19 protein-coding genes and 1 pseudogene are annotated in these 15,604 nt (G+C 69.4%); 9 read left to right on the top strand and 11 right to left on the bottom strand.

Annotation, left to right across the window (positions count from 1 at the left end; genetic code table 11):
• Positions 1 to 194 precede the first annotated feature (194 nt).
• From JOF29_RS00340 to JOF29_RS00350, 3 genes are all read left to right on the top strand, one after another.
• The gene (locus JOF29_RS00340; protein WP_209692226.1) at positions 195 to 569 is read left to right on the top strand and encodes a DUF2933 domain-containing protein; all 375 of its coding nucleotides are present in this window, start codon (positions 195 to 197) and stop codon (positions 567 to 569) included.
• Between the two features lie 336 nt (positions 570 to 905).
• Positions 906 to 1,196 (top strand): hypothetical protein, encoded by a 291-nt coding sequence (locus JOF29_RS00345; RefSeq protein WP_209692227.1) that lies wholly within the window; start codon positions 906 to 908, stop codon positions 1,194 to 1,196.
• Between the two features lie 177 nt (positions 1,197 to 1,373).
• A complete protein-coding gene (locus JOF29_RS00350) occupies positions 1,374 to 1,784 on the top strand; it encodes a recombinase family protein (protein WP_209692228.1) in 411 nt (136 codons plus the stop codon).
• A gap of 122 nt (positions 1,785 to 1,906) precedes the next feature.
• Here the strand turns inward: JOF29_RS00350 and JOF29_RS00355 are convergent, their stop codons facing one another.
• The 10 genes from JOF29_RS00355 to JOF29_RS00395 form a co-directional block, all read right to left on the bottom strand.
• On the bottom strand, positions 1,907 to 2,461 hold the full coding sequence (locus JOF29_RS00355; protein WP_209692229.1) for a TlpA family protein disulfide reductase: 555 nt from the start codon (positions 2,459 to 2,461) through the stop codon (positions 1,907 to 1,909).
• 89 nt (positions 2,462 to 2,550) lie between these two features.
• Complete coding sequence (locus tag JOF29_RS45085; RefSeq protein ID WP_209692230.1) at positions 2,551 to 3,402, bottom strand: tetratricopeptide repeat protein; 852 nt, start codon at positions 3,400 to 3,402, stop codon at positions 2,551 to 2,553.
• Positions 3,399 to 3,881: a cytochrome c-type biogenesis protein gene (locus JOF29_RS00365; protein ID WP_209692231.1), complete on the bottom strand. Its 483-nt coding sequence runs from the start codon at positions 3,879 to 3,881 to the stop codon at positions 3,399 to 3,401. Before JOF29_RS00365 ends, JOF29_RS45085 begins: the two co-directional genes overlap by 4 nt.
• Entirely contained in the window at positions 3,874 to 5,859 is a 1,986-nt protein-coding gene (locus JOF29_RS00370; protein WP_209692232.1) for a heme lyase CcmF/NrfE family subunit, read from the bottom strand. The genes JOF29_RS00365 and JOF29_RS00370 overlap by 8 nt, the downstream gene beginning before the upstream one ends.
• Positions 5,856 to 6,290, bottom strand: coding sequence for a cytochrome c maturation protein CcmE (locus tag JOF29_RS00375; RefSeq protein ID WP_209692233.1), 435 nt, complete (start codon positions 6,288 to 6,290; stop codon positions 5,856 to 5,858). Before JOF29_RS00375 ends, JOF29_RS00370 begins: the two co-directional genes overlap by 4 nt.
• Entirely contained in the window at positions 6,287 to 6,409 is a 123-nt protein-coding gene (locus JOF29_RS44280) for a hypothetical protein (RefSeq protein ID WP_281067204.1), read from the bottom strand. The genes JOF29_RS00375 and JOF29_RS44280 overlap by 4 nt, the downstream gene beginning before the upstream one ends.
• Positions 6,410 to 6,414: 5 nt before the next feature.
• A complete protein-coding gene (gene ccsA / locus JOF29_RS00380) occupies positions 6,415 to 7,134 on the bottom strand; it encodes a cytochrome c biogenesis protein CcsA (RefSeq protein ID WP_209692234.1) in 720 nt (239 codons plus the stop codon).
• On the bottom strand, positions 7,131 to 7,799 hold the full coding sequence (locus tag JOF29_RS00385; protein ID WP_209692235.1) for a heme exporter protein CcmB: 669 nt from the start codon (positions 7,797 to 7,799) through the stop codon (positions 7,131 to 7,133). The genes ccsA and JOF29_RS00385 overlap by 4 nt, the downstream gene beginning before the upstream one ends.
• A complete protein-coding gene (locus JOF29_RS00390; RefSeq protein ID WP_209692236.1) occupies positions 7,796 to 8,419 on the bottom strand; it encodes an ABC transporter ATP-binding protein in 624 nt (207 codons plus the stop codon). Before JOF29_RS00390 ends, JOF29_RS00385 begins: the two co-directional genes overlap by 4 nt.
• Before the next feature lie 1,034 nt (positions 8,420 to 9,453).
• Entirely contained in the window at positions 9,454 to 9,690 is a 237-nt protein-coding gene (locus JOF29_RS00395; RefSeq protein WP_209692237.1) for a DUF4158 domain-containing protein, read from the bottom strand.
• A gap of 364 nt (positions 9,691 to 10,054) precedes the next feature.
• On the opposite strand from JOF29_RS00395, the gene JOF29_RS00400 reads away from it, so the two are divergent.
• From JOF29_RS00400 to JOF29_RS00420, 5 genes and pseudogenes are all read left to right on the top strand, one after another.
• Complete coding sequence (locus tag JOF29_RS00400) at positions 10,055 to 10,345, top strand: hypothetical protein (RefSeq protein ID WP_209692238.1); 291 nt, start codon at positions 10,055 to 10,057, stop codon at positions 10,343 to 10,345.
• On the top strand, positions 10,342 to 10,920 hold the full coding sequence (locus JOF29_RS42580) for a YgaP-like transmembrane domain (RefSeq protein ID WP_245357386.1): 579 nt from the start codon (positions 10,342 to 10,344) through the stop codon (positions 10,918 to 10,920). The genes JOF29_RS00400 and JOF29_RS42580 overlap by 4 nt, the downstream gene beginning before the upstream one ends.
• The gene (locus tag JOF29_RS00410; protein ID WP_209692239.1) at positions 10,917 to 12,605 is read left to right on the top strand and encodes an AMP-binding protein; all 1,689 of its coding nucleotides are present in this window, start codon (positions 10,917 to 10,919) and stop codon (positions 12,603 to 12,605) included. The genes JOF29_RS42580 and JOF29_RS00410 overlap by 4 nt, the downstream gene beginning before the upstream one ends.
• Before the next feature lie 292 nt (positions 12,606 to 12,897).
• Complete coding sequence (gene ctaC, locus JOF29_RS00415) at positions 12,898 to 13,692, top strand: aa3-type cytochrome oxidase subunit II (protein WP_307863080.1); 795 nt, start codon at positions 12,898 to 12,900, stop codon at positions 13,690 to 13,692.
• Positions 13,693 to 13,729: 37 nt separating this feature from the next.
• A pseudogene (locus JOF29_RS00420) lies at positions 13,730 to 14,478 on the top strand (cytochrome c oxidase subunit I); the annotation flags it as partial.
• Between the two features lie 271 nt (positions 14,479 to 14,749).
• On the opposite strand, the gene JOF29_RS00425 reads toward JOF29_RS00420, so the two are convergent.
• Positions 14,750 to 14,965, bottom strand: a complete 216-nt coding sequence (locus JOF29_RS00425; protein WP_209692240.1) for an SHOCT domain-containing protein — start codon at positions 14,963 to 14,965, stop codon at positions 14,750 to 14,752.
• A 380-nt stretch (positions 14,966 to 15,345) separates the two neighbouring features.
• Here JOF29_RS00425 and JOF29_RS00430 point away from each other — a divergent pair, with 380 nt between their 5' ends.
• Complete coding sequence (locus JOF29_RS00430) at positions 15,346 to 15,531, top strand: hypothetical protein (protein ID WP_209692241.1); 186 nt, start codon at positions 15,346 to 15,348, stop codon at positions 15,529 to 15,531.
• Positions 15,532 to 15,604 lie beyond the last annotated feature (73 nt).

Below are 15,604 nucleotides of genomic sequence, written 5' to 3' on the forward strand. Positions count from 1 at the left end.
CTGGTCACCGGGGGCTGTTCCTGTTCGCTGTCCGATTCGTCAGCACTAGCGAGATCGCCACTGCGTAGCGACCACGTCGGGAGCCTGTCATACGGATCGCTCATCGCGTGCTCACCGTCTCTTCACAGGCCGCGCCTAGCTTTCGCCGCATAGCCGGTATCCGGTGACCCCGGATCAACACCCAGGAGGGACCCATGTCCTTGTCCATGTGCCTCAACAAGAAAGTCCTCATCGGCCTCGGCGCCGTCGCCGTCGGCTTGTTCCTCTTCCGGCCCGGGTGGGCGGTGGCGGCGCTGCCGGTGCTGATCCTCGCCGTCTGCCCGCTCAGCATGATCTTCATGATGCGCGGCATGAAGGGCCAGGGCGCCAACGGCGCCTCGCCCGGCAGCGGCGCGAAGCCCCAGGCCGCCGGCACCGCCTCGGCGTCGGAGATCGACCGCAGCCAGCAGATCGCTGACCTCCAAAGCGAGCTGCGCCGCCTCAAGGCAATCAACGCCCGGCAGGACTCCGATCCGTATCCGCCTGCCGCCGATAGGGCCGACAAGAACGTGGCCGATCCCCGTCCCTGATCACCTGCAGGAGCCGATGGCTCCGGGCGGAGAGGACCGCAGCACCGCCGGACGCGTCGTGCCCCACGCGGTGTTCGTCGACCCCGAGGTCGCGATCGGCCGTCCGCGCTTCGCTGGGGCGGTCAAGGCGCGCGCCATCGGCGCCACCCCGCGGGCTGGTCAAGTTCGCCGCCGCCACCGACCGCATCCTCGGCTGCCACATCGCCCGGCCCGGACGCCTGCAACCTCATCCACGAGGCCGTCATCGCCATGGTCGCCGGTGCTACCCGCAGCGACCTGGCCCGCGCCATCCAGATCGACCCAACCCGAACGTGACCAGCGGAACGGACTGCGGTTGTGAGTAAGAAGCCACACAAGAAGAAGGTCGGTAACCGGGCGGCGAGTAAACCGGCGACGAGAACGCCGCGTTCTCCCGGTGAGCCCCGCGGGCAGCAGCAGAATGTGGCGGGCGTGCCGGCGGCGTTTGCTCGCCGGTCACCGCAACCTGCGCACACCGCCGAGGTGGCCATGCTGACCAGGCTGCCGACGAAAGCCACCACTGCCGACGTCACCCGGCAGGCCACGGGCGCCGACCGGTCTCGTGACACGTTGACCGTGTCCGGAATCAGCGTCGCGCGACGTACCTGATTGCGTCACAGTCCAGCCACGGCATCGATCGGATACGGCAGGGTCAGCACGCGCGACCAGAACCCCGATGCGCAGCGCGACCAGCTCACCGCGGCCGGGGTCGACGAACTGTTCATCAGGCCTCCGGCAAGCTTGCCTCGCGACCGGAGCTCGCCGCCCTGCGGCACCTACGTGTTGGTGACCACCCGACTGGACCGGCTCGGCCGCTCCACCAAACACCTCGCCCAACTCGCCGTCGAACTGCAAGGCCGCGAGATCGGGCTACGGATGCTGCACCAGGGCATCGACACCACCACCGCGGTGGGCAGGCTGTTCTTCCACCTCCTCGCTGCGATCGCCGAGTTCGAGCACGAGCTGATCAAGGAACGCACCGTCGACGGCCTCGAGGGAGCCTGGTCGCGCGGCCGCGACGGCGGCCGCAAACCCACCCTCACCCCGGCCGCAGTCCGACAAGCCCAGGCGATGTACGACTCCGGCGAGCACACCGTCGAACAGATCGCCGCCGCATTCAAGACCACCCGACCCACCATCTGCCGCGCCCTCGACCCCGCGACCATCGGCAAGAAGCCCAGCGAACCGCAGCCGTGACGATCCGGAGTAGGCCGACCGGGTTGACACCCGACTCCGATCCAGGCTCCTCACGGGCCGATCCAAAGATCCGCTATGGCGGGTCCTGACACGTTCTTACCAACTCGTTTGCCTCGTCCGGGTCACTTGCCCGGTGCTGGTTGTACGGGGCCGGCCTTGGTGGCTGGTTCTGGTGGATTGCCGGCGATCAGGTCGTCGAGCACGCCTGATACCAGTTGAAGGTTGGATGCTCCGGTGATCTTGGCGGCGATCCGGCCGTTGCGATCGAGGAAGAACGTCTCGGGGACGCCGAAGACGCCGAAGTCGATGGCCATCCGTGATCCTGGGTCGGTGAGGTACAGGTAGTCCTGGCCGCGGCCGAGTTCGTCGAGGAACGCTGTGGCGCCGGCCGCCCGATCTTGGTACACGATTCCGACGAACTTCACTCCGGCGCCACGGTAGGCGGAGGCGGCGGCCATCAAGTCGGGATGCTCCTTGCGGCAGGCGACACACCACGATGCCCAGAAGTTGACCACCACGATGGAACCGCGCAACGTGTCCAGCGACAGGGTGCCGGCCCGTTCGAGATAGGGCAGCTCACGACTGGGCGCCTGCGTGCCGATCAGGGGGGTCGTCACCAAGGTCGGATCGCGCTTCAGCCGCGCCCCGAACACCGCGCCGATGGCGATGGCGATCACAGTGACGAGGATCGCGCTCCAGCGCAGGTAGCGAAGCCCGGTGCGCCGTCGCGGGTCTGAGCGTTGAGGCTGCTGTGTTTGGTCGGTGGTCATCGCTGACCCGCCAGGCGCTGGTCGGCGACCTTGCGGAGGTCCTGGACCTGGCGCCGTACGTCGGGGGTGAGGTCGCGGCGTGCGGCCATCCGGTCGAGGACCTCGACCGCGCCCTTGGCGTCGCCGAGCCCGTACAGTCTGACGTTCGCCTGGAACCACTGTGCGTCCACCAGGTTCGGGTCGGCGGCGACCGCGCGGTCGATGAGCTGGGCGGCCTGCCGGGGGCTGCCGACCTGGAGCAGCAGCCAGCCGAGGTGGGCCTGGGCCTCCGCGTTGCCGGGCTCCAGCTTCAAAGCCTTGGTGTAGTGCACGACGGCGAGGTCGTAGCGTTTCTCGGCGACGTAGCGGTCGGCCAGGCCCAGCCTCATCGCGACGATGCCGGGGTTGGCCGCGACGACGGCTTCGAGTTCTTTGTCGGTGACCTTGGACAGGTCACGGGAAGGCGCGGGCCGGGGGACAGGGGTGGTCGCGGGCCCGGGCGTCTGGAGGATGTCATTGCCTGTCACGTACCCGCCCGGTGGCCGACTGACGACGAATCCGGACAACAGGAAGGCGGCCACCACCGCTCCGGCAAGGCCAAGCGCGTAAAGAACGTGACGGAATGTGGGGCGCCGTGAGGGCCGCACAGTGTCGGCGGTGATGGAAGCATCAGAGCGCTGCTCGGCGGCTTCAGGGGTAGGCTCGCCCATTGCTGACAGGGCGGCGGAGACCGCGGCCTCGTAGCGACGCCGCAATCGCGCCGCCTCCTGCGTGGTGATCTCGCCTGCGTCGACCTGGTGCTCCAGTTCGGTGATGTCGCGCACCGCGTCGTTGAGGCTCTGCTCGAGCCCGGAACGGTCGTCGCTCACGGTTCGTCCTCCTCGTCCATCCGCGACCGGTACTCGCGAACGGCCTCCGCGACCCGGTGACGCTCGGCCGCGGACAGCTCCTCGGTAGGGGCATGTGCGTGGCGGGCGCGGGTCAGCGTCACCGCCAGGCCGATCACCGCCGCGATCACCGGCAGCAGCCACAACAGCAGCGTGCCGCCGCGCGGGGGCGGGTCGAGCAGCACCCAGACGCCGTAGCGGTCCTCGAAGTAGGTGATGATCTGCTCGTCGCTGCGTCCGGCAGCGATCTGGTCGGCGACGATCCGGCGCATGCTGGCCGCCGTCTCCGACGGCGACTCGGCGATCGAGACCTGCTTGCAGACCGGGCACCGCAGCCGCGACTCAAGGGTGTAGGCCCGGTCCACACCGCCACGCTGGCCGGTCGCGAGGCCGACCACGACGACGGCCAGTAACGCCGCGATGAGCGCGACGGCCGACCAGCGCCGGACCCCCTCAGACATGCGAACCGGCCTCGGTCGACTGGGCGTCGTCCCCAGCCTGCTGCGAGGTGGCACCGCGCCGGCGTGGCCGGGCCGCCAGGGCCCACAGGCCGCCGGCCATGACCAGCGAGCCGCCCGCCCAGAGCAGCCACCGGTAGGGGTAGCGGTAGATGTTCAAACCCACTTTGCCCTGCTCGAGACTCGACAAGGCGACGTACAGGTCCTGGGTCGGTGTCGTCCACACCGACGGGGTGCCGACCGCCTGGACCTGGTTGGTGTACTTGGTGAGCGTCGGTTCGGCCACCCGCACGATCCGCCCGTCCTCCCGGATCACCACCCGGGCCACCCGGGCCGACCGGTTGGGGAGCTCACGGGATTGAACTCCCTCGAAGGTCACCGAGTAGCCGGCGACGTCTGCCGACTGACCGGTCTCGAGCTCGAGGCTGGCCCGGTCCGCCAGTTGCCCCGAGACCACGACACCCAGGGCGATGATTGCGAGGCCGAGGTGGGAGACCTGGCCACCCCAGTAGCCGCGGTGTCTCCGCAGGAGCCGCAGCAGGGGCCTCGGTCGCAGCGCGGGGGCCGTCGTGACCAGTTCCCGGACCGTACTGGCCGCCATCGCCACCACCAAGAAGGTGACCGCGACCACCGAAACTGAGCGAAGGCCGCCGGTGACCAGGGCCGCGGCAACGAGGCTGGCTACCAGCACCGGCGCCCGTAGCCGACGCCACATCAGGGCGCCGCCCGCGTGCCGGTACGGAGTGAAGGGCCCCACCCCCATCGCGGCGAGCAGCGTGAACGACAACGGCACCGCCATCCGGTCGAAGAAGGGACGTCCGACCGACAGTTGCGCGCCGGTGAAGGCCTCCACGAACACGGGATAGAGGGTGCCGAGGAGGACAACGAACGCGAACAGGGTCAGCAGGACGTTGTTGACCACGAACGCGCCTTCTCGGCTGGCCAGGGACTCCGGGCGCCGTCCCGAGGCCAACTGTTCGCCGCGGAACGCGAACAGCAAGAACCCGCCGGCCAGGACGACGATGAGGAACCCGAGGAGTGCGGGACCGATCGCGGACTGGCTGAAGCTGTGCACCGAGGAGACCACCGACGAGCGGGTCAGCAAGGTGCCCAGGATCGTCATCGAGAAGGTCGCGAGCACCAGAACGAAGTTCCACGCCTGCAGCATGCCGCGCCTGATCTGGACCACAGCGGAGTGGATGAACGCGGTCGCGAGAAGCCACGGGATCAGCGCTACGTTCTCGACCGGGTCCCAGGCCCAGTACCCGCCCCATCCCAGCACCTCATACGACCACCAGGCGCCGTACACGAGACCACCGGACAAGAAGCTCCAGGCCACCAGGTTGGCGCGGCGGGTCCGGCGCAGCCACTCCACCCCGCCTTCTCGCAGCAGCAGCGCCGACACCGCGAACGCGAACGGGACGGTGAAGCCGACGAAGCCCAGGTACAGCATCGGGGGATGGATCACGACCATCAGGTGGTTCTGCAGGATCGGGTTGGGGCCGGGACCGTCCACCGGCGGATCGGCGAGGATCCCGAACGGGTTCGCCGCGGTGATGATCAGGCCGAAGAAGAAGGCCGCGACGGCCCCCATCACCGCGAGCGCGCCGGTGCCGAGCCGGTCGTCGGTGGTGCGGACCTGCCGGAGTACGGCGGTGGTGTAGCCAGCCAGGACCAGCACCCACAGGACGATGCTTCCGGACAGCGCGGACCATGCGGTGGAGATCTTGAACAGCAGCGGTGTGGCCCGGGCGGAGGTCTCGGCGACGTAGGACACCGAGAAGTCGTCGGTCAGCAGCGCGAACTCCAGCGCCGCCATGGCCACGACGGCCCCGGCCACCATCCCCAGGACCGCCAGTCTCAGCTGGTTGCGCTGCACGCGGCCCGCCGGGTCGCGCTGCGCCCGCCAGCCCTGCACCGCCAGGAATACCGAGCTGACCAGCCCCAGGAGAGCGCCGGTCCAGCCGACAGCCGACGTCATGGGTTTCCCTTGCCAGGGTCAACTGACTCGTTGCCGGAGCCGGGTGGGCGGTAGTTCTCGTCATGCTTGACGATCATCGTGTTCGAGTAGAACGTGTCGCCGCGCCAGGCGCCCTCGACGATGACGCCGATTCCGGCGGCGAACAACTGCGACGGGGCGCCGGAGAACACGACCGGGACCGTGACGCTGTCGCCGGTCAGGTCATCGGCCAGCTGGAACCGCACCTCGTTCCCGGTCCGTTCCACGCTGCCGTTCTCGACCAGTCCGCCCAGCCGGAACCGTTTGCCGTCGTGGAAGTCGGCCTTCTTCGAGACGGCCTCGGCCGGAGTCAGGTAGTAGGTCAGGTTGTCGTTGAGGTTGCCGAAGACGAGGAAGCCGACGACGACCAGCAGGACTCCGGCCACCGGGATCACGACCGCCCGGTACCTCATCGCGGCCTCGCGATCTGGCGGTACGCCTTGCCGAGGCGCCGGCGCAACACGATGAGGTATCCGGTGATCGCGGCGTAGGCGATCCCGAAGCCGAGACCCACCCAGGCCCAGTCAGTCATTCGCGTCAGATCTCCTTCAGTCGCGGTGGCTCGACGGAACTTCCGGCGAGTTCCCGATCTCCGGCGATGGTCGCTTCGTCGAGGTGCTCCAGCGCCAGCCCGAGCCGGACCCTGTCCCTGAGCAGCCAGGCGCCCAGCAGGGTGAACGCGACCAGGTTGAGCGCCAGCGCGGCGAGCATCCGGTGGTCGATGGTCGGGTCACCGGGCCGCAGCACCGTGGGGGGCTGGTGCAGGGTTCGCCACCACAGGACCGAGAAGTGGACGATCGGCACCTGCACGAAGGCGACGATGCCGAAGATCGCCGCCCGCCGGGCCCGCAGCGTCGCATCGAGCGTGGCGCGCCGCAGGGCCAGGTAGCCCAGGTAGATGAAGAACAGCAACGCTGTGGTGACGAGCCGCGGGTCCCAGGTCCACCACACTCCCCAGACGGGCTTGCCCCACACGGCGCCGAGCACGATCGCCAGGCCCGTGAAGAAGACACCGGTCTCCGCGGCTGCCGCGGCGAGCCGGTCGTACACGGCCTTGCGTCGCCACAGCCAGCCGATGCTGCCGACCAGCGTCAGCCCGAAGGTCGCAAACGCGAGCCAGGCAGACGGCACGTGCACGTACATCAGCCGTTGCAAGTTGCCCTGGAGCCGGTCAGGCGGAGCCACCAGGGCTGCAAACAGTCCGACCGCAGCAACAGTGACGGCCGCTGCCGGCAGCAGCCGGGATCGATACCTCATGAGACGTCCTCCAACATTCGGCCGGTGAACAGAACCGCCAGCAGCAAGACCAGGTCGACGGCCAGGATGAGCAGGAGCCAGGACACCGGGGCGGCGCCGGCGTTGGCCGCCTCACGCGCCTGGGTGGCCCCCAGCAGCAACGGAAGGGCCAGCGGAATGATCAGCAGCGGCCCGAGCGTGGTCCGCATGCCCAGCGACTCCAGCAGCCCTTCGGCGATGGATCCGAGCAGCGCCAGACCGGCCGCGACACCAGGCAGGACGGCCAGCAGCCACGGCCACCCGGCCAGCGGCGGGTCGTACAGCATCACCACGACCGGAGCGAGCACAACCTCCAGCCCCAGCAGGAGCACACCGCTCGCGAGCGCGTTCCCCAGCAGCCGCACCACCGGCGGAACACCGGCGAGGGTGAGCATGTCGGCCTGGGCAGGGCCCTCGGCGCCCGTCTGCCGCAGCGCGATGAGGGCACCGAACAGCAGGACGACGACCCAGTACATGCCAGGCCCGACCTCGCGCAGCAACGGCAGGTCCGTGCCGACAGCGATCGGCGTGAGGAACAATGCCGCGGCCCCGAAGGGTGCGATGACCAGGAACGACTCCCCGAACCTGACCTCCAGGCGAAGGTTCTTTCCGGCCACAACCGTGCACAACCGCAGCGATCCGGTCACGACGACACCTGCCTGACCAGCCTGCCGTCGCGGACCTCGACCACGTTGTCGACGAGGCCCCCGAGCCGCTCGCGGTCATGCGAAACCACGACCGCCGCGCCGCCGCGGCCCCGGACCGACGCGACGAGATGGTCGACAAGCTCCCGTGCAGCCGGATCGAGCCCGCTGTCAGCCTCGTCGAGCAGCAGCAGCCGGGGCTCACCGATCAGCACCCGGGCCAGGTCCGCGCGCCGCCGCATCCCCTGCGAGCAGCGGTCGGCCCGACGATCCGCCGCGCGCAGCAGCCCGACAGTCTCGAGCGCCGACTCGACCACCGCGTCGCCCCGGCCGAGCAGCGCCGCCACGAATCGAAGATTCTCCCGCAGCGACAACTGCGGGTAGAGCGCCGGCTGGTGCCCCACCAGGCAGATCTGGCGGCGTACCTGCGCAGCGACCGAGCGGCTCAGGTCGGCGCCGAGCACCTCACCGCTGCCGGTCCGCGGCCGGCGCAACGTGGCGAGAACCTGCAAGACGGTGGTCTTGCCGGAGCCGTTGGCCCCGACGAGGCCCATGGCCTGCCCGCTACGGAGCTCAAGATCGACCCGCTCCAAGACATGCGTCGTTTCAATGACGACCGACACCGCATGGAGACTGGCAACCGCCCGACCGGGGGACCGGTCAGGCTGCCTGGTGGACTGCGCCGCAGTACCGGGGACGGTGTGCGTCACCTTCCGGGGATACTCGATCCGGCCGCTTCAGCGACTGCACCGGCCATGATCAGCCTGGCGGGCGCCGAGAAGCGCCGCGGTGAACCTCGATGGACGAATCTGGCCCTCATTTGTTCCCTCATCTATGTCTCGCCCTCGCCCGCCGCGCGAGATCGCAGCATCATGCAGATCGATGCGCGGGCCCTCATCTCAACTACTATGCCGCATCGTAGATGATCGTCTGGCGCCCTCGCATCGGGGCCCCTGTCGCGCGACGGAGATCCGGCGGGACGCCCCACCAGCCTGGCCAAGCCGGCGGGCCGGCCCCGCGGTAGTCCGCGGAGCCGGATCGTCTGAAGTCACGACCGGCCAGGACCCCCACCGGGGGAGTAGCCGGCGTAGCTGGGTTCTGCAGGCCGTTGGTCTGCCGCATCTCGGCCCGACTCCAGCGGATGCCGGCGCCCAGTTCAGCCGGATCGTGGTCGACCGCGACACGACGTGTACGCCGGCGCGCTCGACCCCAATCCCTCGCGGGCGGCGGGATGCGCAGCGCTTCCGGAAGCAGGAGTGCCGTTCTGCCGGGCGGTGTGCAGGGCCACCTGTGGGATGCGGCGCGGTGCCGAGGAGCGGCGGTGATCGAATCGATCCGGCCGGGCCTCGCCGGCGGCGTTCTCCGGCCGCGACGACGCGCACCTCAAGCTAGTCCGCGCCAGGGGAGTGTGGGCGATCATCGAGGCCTCGGCCGTGCCGTACCTGCCCGGCGGCAGCCGCCGCAACCTCGACTGGGCCGGAACGGCGTCGCGGCCGCCCGTAGCCGGTCGGTGTTCATGGTATGGATCTCGGCCCGCGCGGTTGGCCGTGCGTCTGCCGCGGCAGACGTAACCGACGGCTTCAGGGGACGCGTACTGGCGGGTCATCCGGGCCGCGGCATGCAGCGGCCCGGAGGAAGCGGCGTCCAGGTACGAACGCTAGGGGCGATGCGACGCGAACACCGAGAAGTCGACCTTCACCTGGTCAGCGACGTGCGACACGGTCGCCGTCGGCACCTCAGCCGACCGTGGAAACCGAGCCGCTATCTCGAAGAACTTCACAACACCGCGGACCCCCAGGCGCGTCGCACCGGACCTATTGGCCACCAGAGCCCGGTCCTCCTCGACCAGCGTCCACGAGCTCACACGATCCTCGGACGACCACTCTCGGCGCATGCGCCGAACCGTAGGAGAGTCTGCGGTTCGGACCAGCTTCGGGAGTCCAGAGCCAGGAAGGAGAGCTGCTCACCGTGGCCGACGCCGCCAACCAACCCTGCACCGCTGGCTGAACGGCGGATTCATCGCCGGCGAACAGGCCCCTGGTCTGCATCGATCGCCTATGGCGTCTTCATCACCCCTTCACAGCGACCGGCCACCATCGTTGGTTCCGGGCGTCGCAGACAGGGCCGGCACCGGGGCGCGGAACGACAGCCAGCATGCGGCGGCTGCGCTTCTGGCCGCCTCGCCCACGCCGTCGGACTGCTCGACCTTCGAGCGGAGACGGTGCCGGGCCCAACTCCACGAAAGGGAACAGGAAAACATGACGAACCTCGTCGCGGAGGTAAGCGGCGGTCTGGCGGGCGGCAGCCTCGTGCTCGTACTGTGCATGGCGGCGTGCCCGCTGATCATGGGTGGCCTGATGTGGGTAGCGCGCCGCCGGGACAGCACTTCGCAGCAGACGCCGACGGGCAAGGCCGGCAGGCCGGGGGTTGTGCCGGCCAAAAGGACGATGTCGGCCAAACAGGCGGAGCTGGTTCGCACGCGAGCTGAGATCGATCGGCTCCGGGCCGCCGAGAACGCCGCCCGCAAGGCACAGAAGCGGTCCCGATGACGCTGCTCATGTCGATCGCCCTCACCGCTCTAGTGGTGACGACGGTCTACCTGTTCTGCCTGCGCCCGATGCGCCGAGGCAGGCACCCGGTCCCCGCGCGAGAAGGCCGGGGCTCGCCTGCCGCGGCGCGCGCAGCCACGGACGTGGACATTGAGCTGCGGCGCGCCCGGGCCGAACTCGTCCGGCTGCGGAGGCGACACGGACAGCCGGACGCACCGATCCCAACGGACGAGGCCCTGCGTGCGTCGGTCGTGGTCGCGGTTCCGCGATGGCGACGCTACCTGCCGGTGAACATGTCCCGGGTGGAACAGGTGGTACGAGTCGCCGCGGGGGTGGCCGTCGCGGTGATCGCCGCCCTGGTGCTGCCCGGCGCGGTCGGCAGCGGCTGGCGGGTGGGTCTGGCGGTGCTGAGTGGGCTCGTGGTTGTCGATCTTGTGGTGAGCGGGTTGATCGGCCACTGCCCGCTCCACCGGTTCCTGCGAATGCCCTGGGAACCCCGGAGGCGGAGCGCAGGGACACCGCAGCGCCGGACGTCGCCGACCCCAGGCGCGCCCGCCGACAAGGTCTCGCCGTGACCAGGGTTGGGCGGTGGCTGGCGAGTCCGTCCGGCCGCCGGCGCACCTGGGGCGCGGGCGCCGCTGCATGGGGGCTCCTCGCCGAAGCCGCCGCTGAGGCACACGGTCGCATCCCGCTGTGGCTGGATCGTCCGTTCAGCATCGCACCCGGACTTGGCCTCGACACCGACTATGCGTCCGTGGCCGGCCTTGTCGTGGAAACCTCTGGGCTGCTGCACGAGGCGGGACTGGCCCGGGGAGACGTTCTGGCGATCGTCAAGGCGCACAACGTCGACGTGATAGCGCTGGCCCAGGCGGCTGCGCGGCTGGGCGCCGTGCCCGCGTTGATCGCGCCCGAATTCGACCCCGACACGATCCGTGCCCTGTTGGACCGGCTGGGTGGCCCGTTGACCGTCGCCGACGACGCGGCGATCATCAGGCACGGCCTGGCCTCCCCCGGGCTGACCCGTCGCCTGATATCCGTCGACGGCTCCGCCGCCGGCGGAACAGAACTGGATCAGTACCGCGGGCATCGCGTCCCGCCGGCGGCACCGCGAGCCGATCACGAGCTCGTGGCCCTCACCCACACGTCCGGCACCACCGGAGTGCCGAAATTGATCTCCCACACCGGCGCGAGTCTGGCCGGGCAGTCCCTCGTGCAGGTTCTCGGCGGTCGCCTCCTGCTCGGCCGCCGCGATGTCATCGCCACCTGCCTGACAACGGCGCACGCCCGGACCCTGTCGGGGCTGGCGACCGTCGCGGCGCTCGGCCTGCCGCACCTGGCGATGGTCGATCCCGATCCGGTCTCCGCAGGCCCGCTGATGGCTCGGCACCGGCCAACGCTCATCGAGACCTTCCCCAACGTCTTCACCCGCTGGGAGGCATTCGCCGAGGGCCCGGCCGCCCCGCTCGCGAACGTCCGGATCTTCTTGTCGACCTTCGACGCGGCCCACCCGCGGACCATCCACAAGATGCTGGCCTCCTCACGTCGGCGCCTACCGGTCTACGCCCAGGCCTACGCGCAGAGTGAGACCGGAGCGATCGCACTGAGCTTCCGGTTCTCCCGGCGACACGTCGGCGACGCGCGCCACGTCGGCTGGCCGATTCTGGCGTTCAACCGAGTCCGCCTGGTCGATCCGAGCACCGGCGCAGCGCTCCGCCGGCCGGGCCGCACCGGCACGATCGAGGTACGTGGCCCGGGCCTGTTCGGCGGCTACCGGGCCGAACCAGGACGGACGGCGGAGGGCTGGCACGACGGCTGGTGGCGCACCGGTGACCTCGGGTCACGCCGGATCGACGGAGCGATACGCCTGCAGGGCCGTGCCGTCGACGCGGTCGCCGCCATCCCGGACTACCTGGCCTGGGAGGACATCGTGCTCGAACGCCTCGAGGAACTGGACGAACTCGTGATCCTGGACGACCCCGCCGGCCACCCGGCAGTGGTTGCGACCACCCGGGACAACCGGCCGCTGGATCCTGACCGGTGGGCCGAAGCCACCGCCGACATCCCCGGCTTGGGGCATCCGAGGATACTGCGCTGGGATCAACTACCAACCACCGCCACGTGGAAGGTGCGCCGGCCCGCCCTGCGCGACCAGCTCTTCCCGACACCGCGCACCGCGCCCGCTACCCCACCTGCACCGCTCGGCGATGACAGGCTGACCCAGCCGGGCCCACAGCCGACGCGCTTGCCGCGCCGGCTCTAGGGCGGTGGGGGAGAAGGTGGCCCAGCAAGCCGAAGCCGATGGCGCAGGTCGCGCCGGCATCGATCGCGGCGCGGGCCGCGTGGCGGTTGAGCGTGGTCATCGCCTCGACCGCCTGCGGGATCCCCGGACGTCTCGAAGTCGCCGGGCAGGTCGTCCTCGGGTTGCGCCACCCGTTGCCGCCGGCGACATCGATCTCGCGGCGACGCAGCGCGTCGCGCAGCGCGACCAGGACAGGCGACCCGCGGGCTCGAACGGCCCGTGTGTCTCGCGCCTGCTGGTCGGAGCGGCAGCCGTGGCTGGCACCCTGTTCGTGACCGGCTGTTCGTCGGCGACCACTGAGCAGTGGAAACGACTCGGTCTCCCCGAGGGCGCCTCGGACCGGACCGAGGCCGTCCGAAGTCTCTGGATCGGTGCCTGGATCGCCGCCCTGATCGTCGGCGTGATGGTCTGGGCCCTGATCCTGTACGCCGTCGTGCGGTACCGCAGGCGCACCGAGGAGGCACCCCGGCAGACCCGGTACAACCTGCCGCTGGAGGTCCTCTACACGCTCGCGCCGTTCGCCATCATCGGCGTGCTGTTCTTCTACACCATCGAGCACGGCAACAAGATCACCGCGATGTCCGACAGCCCGAACCACACCATCAACGTGGTCGGCCAGCAGTGGCAGTGGACCTTCAACTATCACGAGACGGTGAACGGTCAGGAGGGTGTCTGGGAGACCGGCACCCTGGAACGGCCCGCCGAGTTGTGGCTGCCGGTGAACGAGTCGGTGCGTTTCGAGCTGACCTCGCCGGACGTGATCCACTCGTTCTGGGTGCCGGCGTTCTATTTCAAGCTGGATGCCATCCCCGGCCGGACCAACAAGTTCGAGCTGACCCCGACCAAGATCGGGGTCTTCGCCGGCAAGTGCGCGGAGCTATGTGGCCTCTACCACAGCCGGATGCTGATGACTGTCCACGTGGTCACGGCAGACCAGTACCAGGCGCACCTCCGGGAGCTGGCCGCGAAGGGACAGACCGGCGCCGCGACCGGCGGCCAGGACGCAACCACCATTCCCGGTTACGGGCAGCAGGAGGGCGGGAACTGACCAACATCGCCGAGCGCACCAGCGCGACCGGAGCGTGGTCAGCCTGCCGTTCTTCTCGTTCTGCCGTTCCTGATCGCAGTGCCGACGGGGGTGAAGTTCTTCAACTGGATCGGCACGATGTGGGGCGGGTCGGTGTCCTTCGACACGCCGATGCTGTGGAGTGTCGGGTTCCTGGTGACGTTCCTGTTCGGCGGGCTGACCAGCGTCATCCTGGCCTCGCCGACGCTGGACTACCAGCTGTCCGACACCTACTTCGTGGTCGCGCACTTCCACTACGTGCTGTTCGGCACCGTGGCATTCGCGATGTTCGCCGGGTTCTACTACTGGTGGCCGAAGTTCACCGGCCGAATGGTCGACGAGAAGCTCGGCAAGGTGCACTTCCGGCTGCTGTTCCTGGGCTTCGACACCACGTTCCTGGTGCAGCATTGGCTCGGCGTCGAGGGCATGCCGCGGCGCTACGCGTCGTACGGCGCGAACGAGGGCTTCACCACGCTGAACGAGGTCTCCAGCGTCGGTGCCTTCCTGCTCGGCCTATCGATGCTGCCGTTCTTCTACAACGTGTACACGTCGCGGAAGTCGCCGCTGGTCGGTGTGGATGACCCGTGGGGCTGGGGCCGTTCGCTGGAGTGGGCGACCAGCTCCCCGCCGCCGCGGCACAACTTCGTCTCGCTGCCGCGGATCCGCTCGGAGAGCCCGGCGTTCGACCTGCACCACCCGGAGATCGCGAAGGCGACGCAACCGGACAGCCGCGAGAACCTGTTGCACGCGAGCGACGCCGCTCGCTGACCCGCGCCCGTCTGTACGTCAGGGGGTCCGAGCCGTTCGCCACGTCCGGAACAGCGCGATGCTCGCCTCCCTGGCGGACCTCGACTCAGGGCTGGCATATCCAGCTCCACCGGCCCCCCGGCGGGTCGCCTTTCCCGCCCTTCCCGCCGATTATCGGTCAGTTCTGCCTGGCGCTGCGCCACGCTCCGCAGGCCGGCCTGTCTCGCCGTTTATCGCTCAGTAATGACGGCGACCAGAAGGATCGGCTGCCGTGAATCTGTGGTTGCCCGCGCTACCTGAGACCGGCTTGACGCTTCAGGTACTCGTCCTCGTCGATCTCACCCTCGGCATAGCGCCGCCGGAGCACTTCCTCGGGACTCTCGGTGCGCGGTTCCCGCTCAGCGGTGGTCGGGCGGCGCACCAGCCAGATGGTCGTTGCCGCAGCGAGCACAAGGATTGCGACCGCGACCAGTGCCCACAGCAGCACCGAGGCGCCGCACGTCATCATCAATCCGCTCCCGTCGTCGATCGCCGGCCTGGCGAGCTTCGACCGGCCTTGTACTAAGTTCCATCGTAGTGGGCACGGCGGTCCGGTGGCCGACGCGGCCCTACGGTGCTGCAGTGCGCGGCTATCCGTCAGTCGCGCCATCTGTGTGATTCCGGTCGTGCCGTTGCTGGCGGGTGCTCACCCCAGCAACGACACACCGGGCCGCTGTCCGTCGAGCGCGTCTGGCGCTACGTGGCGGGGGTCCAGCAGCCCACTGACACGCCCTGGCCGCGGGAGCCCTGGTGGCGTCCCCGGTAACCAATGACCTCTACTATCGTTCTTCGTACTAGTTCGGGTTTGAGTGGATCCGGCCGCTCTGTGGAAAGTCTTTGAGGAGTGAGATGGCTGCACGATCGGCCGCTGGGTCGAAGTCCGACGTCCTGTACGGGATCAGCGCGACCGGCTCGGTCGACGGTCGCCCCGAGGCGACGGTCGTCAGTGAACGATCGGTGCACGCGGCAACCGAATCCGGCATCTACACCTCGGCCGGCGGGGCCTGGCCATTCACCCTCCGCTACCACTGCTGACCCCCCGGCGATCAGGCGAGTGGCTCCCCGCTCGGTCCGGGCCGCTGCCTCGAGAGGGTGCCGTACGCAGCCC

It is taken from the genome of Kribbella aluminosa (assembly GCF_017876295.1).
GTDB classification, from domain to species: domain Bacteria; phylum Actinomycetota; class Actinomycetes; order Propionibacteriales; family Kribbellaceae; genus Kribbella; species Kribbella aluminosa.

Bases quoted from the DNA above. Each gene is read 5' to 3' on its own strand.
- JOF29_RS00340 (WP_209692226.1), top strand. From the start codon at position 195: ATGTCCTTGTCCATGTGCCTCAACAAGAAAGTCCTCATCGGCCTCGGC.
- JOF29_RS00365 (WP_209692231.1), bottom strand. From the start codon at position 3,881: ATGTCTGAGGGGGTCCGGCGCTGGTCGGCCGTCGCGCTCATCGCGGCG.
- JOF29_RS00370 (WP_209692232.1), bottom strand. From the start codon at position 5,859: ATGACGTCGGCTGTCGGCTGGACCGGCGCTCTCCTGGGGCTGGTCAGC.
- JOF29_RS00375 (WP_209692233.1), bottom strand. From the start codon at position 6,290: ATGAGGTACCGGGCGGTCGTGATCCCGGTGGCCGGAGTCCTGCTGGTC.
- JOF29_RS44280 (WP_281067204.1), bottom strand. From the start codon at position 6,409: ATGACTGACTGGGCCTGGGTGGGTCTCGGCTTCGGGATCGCCTACGCC.
- ccsA (WP_209692234.1), bottom strand. From the start codon at position 7,134: ATGAGGTATCGATCCCGGCTGCTGCCGGCAGCGGCCGTCACTGTTGCT.
- JOF29_RS00395 (WP_209692237.1), bottom strand. From the start codon at position 9,690: ATGCGCCGAGAGTGGTCGTCCGAGGATCGTGTGAGCTCGTGGACGCTG.
- JOF29_RS00400 (WP_209692238.1), top strand. From the start codon at position 10,055: ATGACGAACCTCGTCGCGGAGGTAAGCGGCGGTCTGGCGGGCGGCAGC.
- JOF29_RS42580 (WP_245357386.1), top strand. From the start codon at position 10,342: ATGACGCTGCTCATGTCGATCGCCCTCACCGCTCTAGTGGTGACGACG.
- JOF29_RS00425 (WP_209692240.1), bottom strand. From the start codon at position 14,965: ATGATGACGTGCGGCGCCTCGGTGCTGCTGTGGGCACTGGTCGCGGTC.
- JOF29_RS00430 (WP_209692241.1), top strand. From the start codon at position 15,346: ATGGCTGCACGATCGGCCGCTGGGTCGAAGTCCGACGTCCTGTACGGG.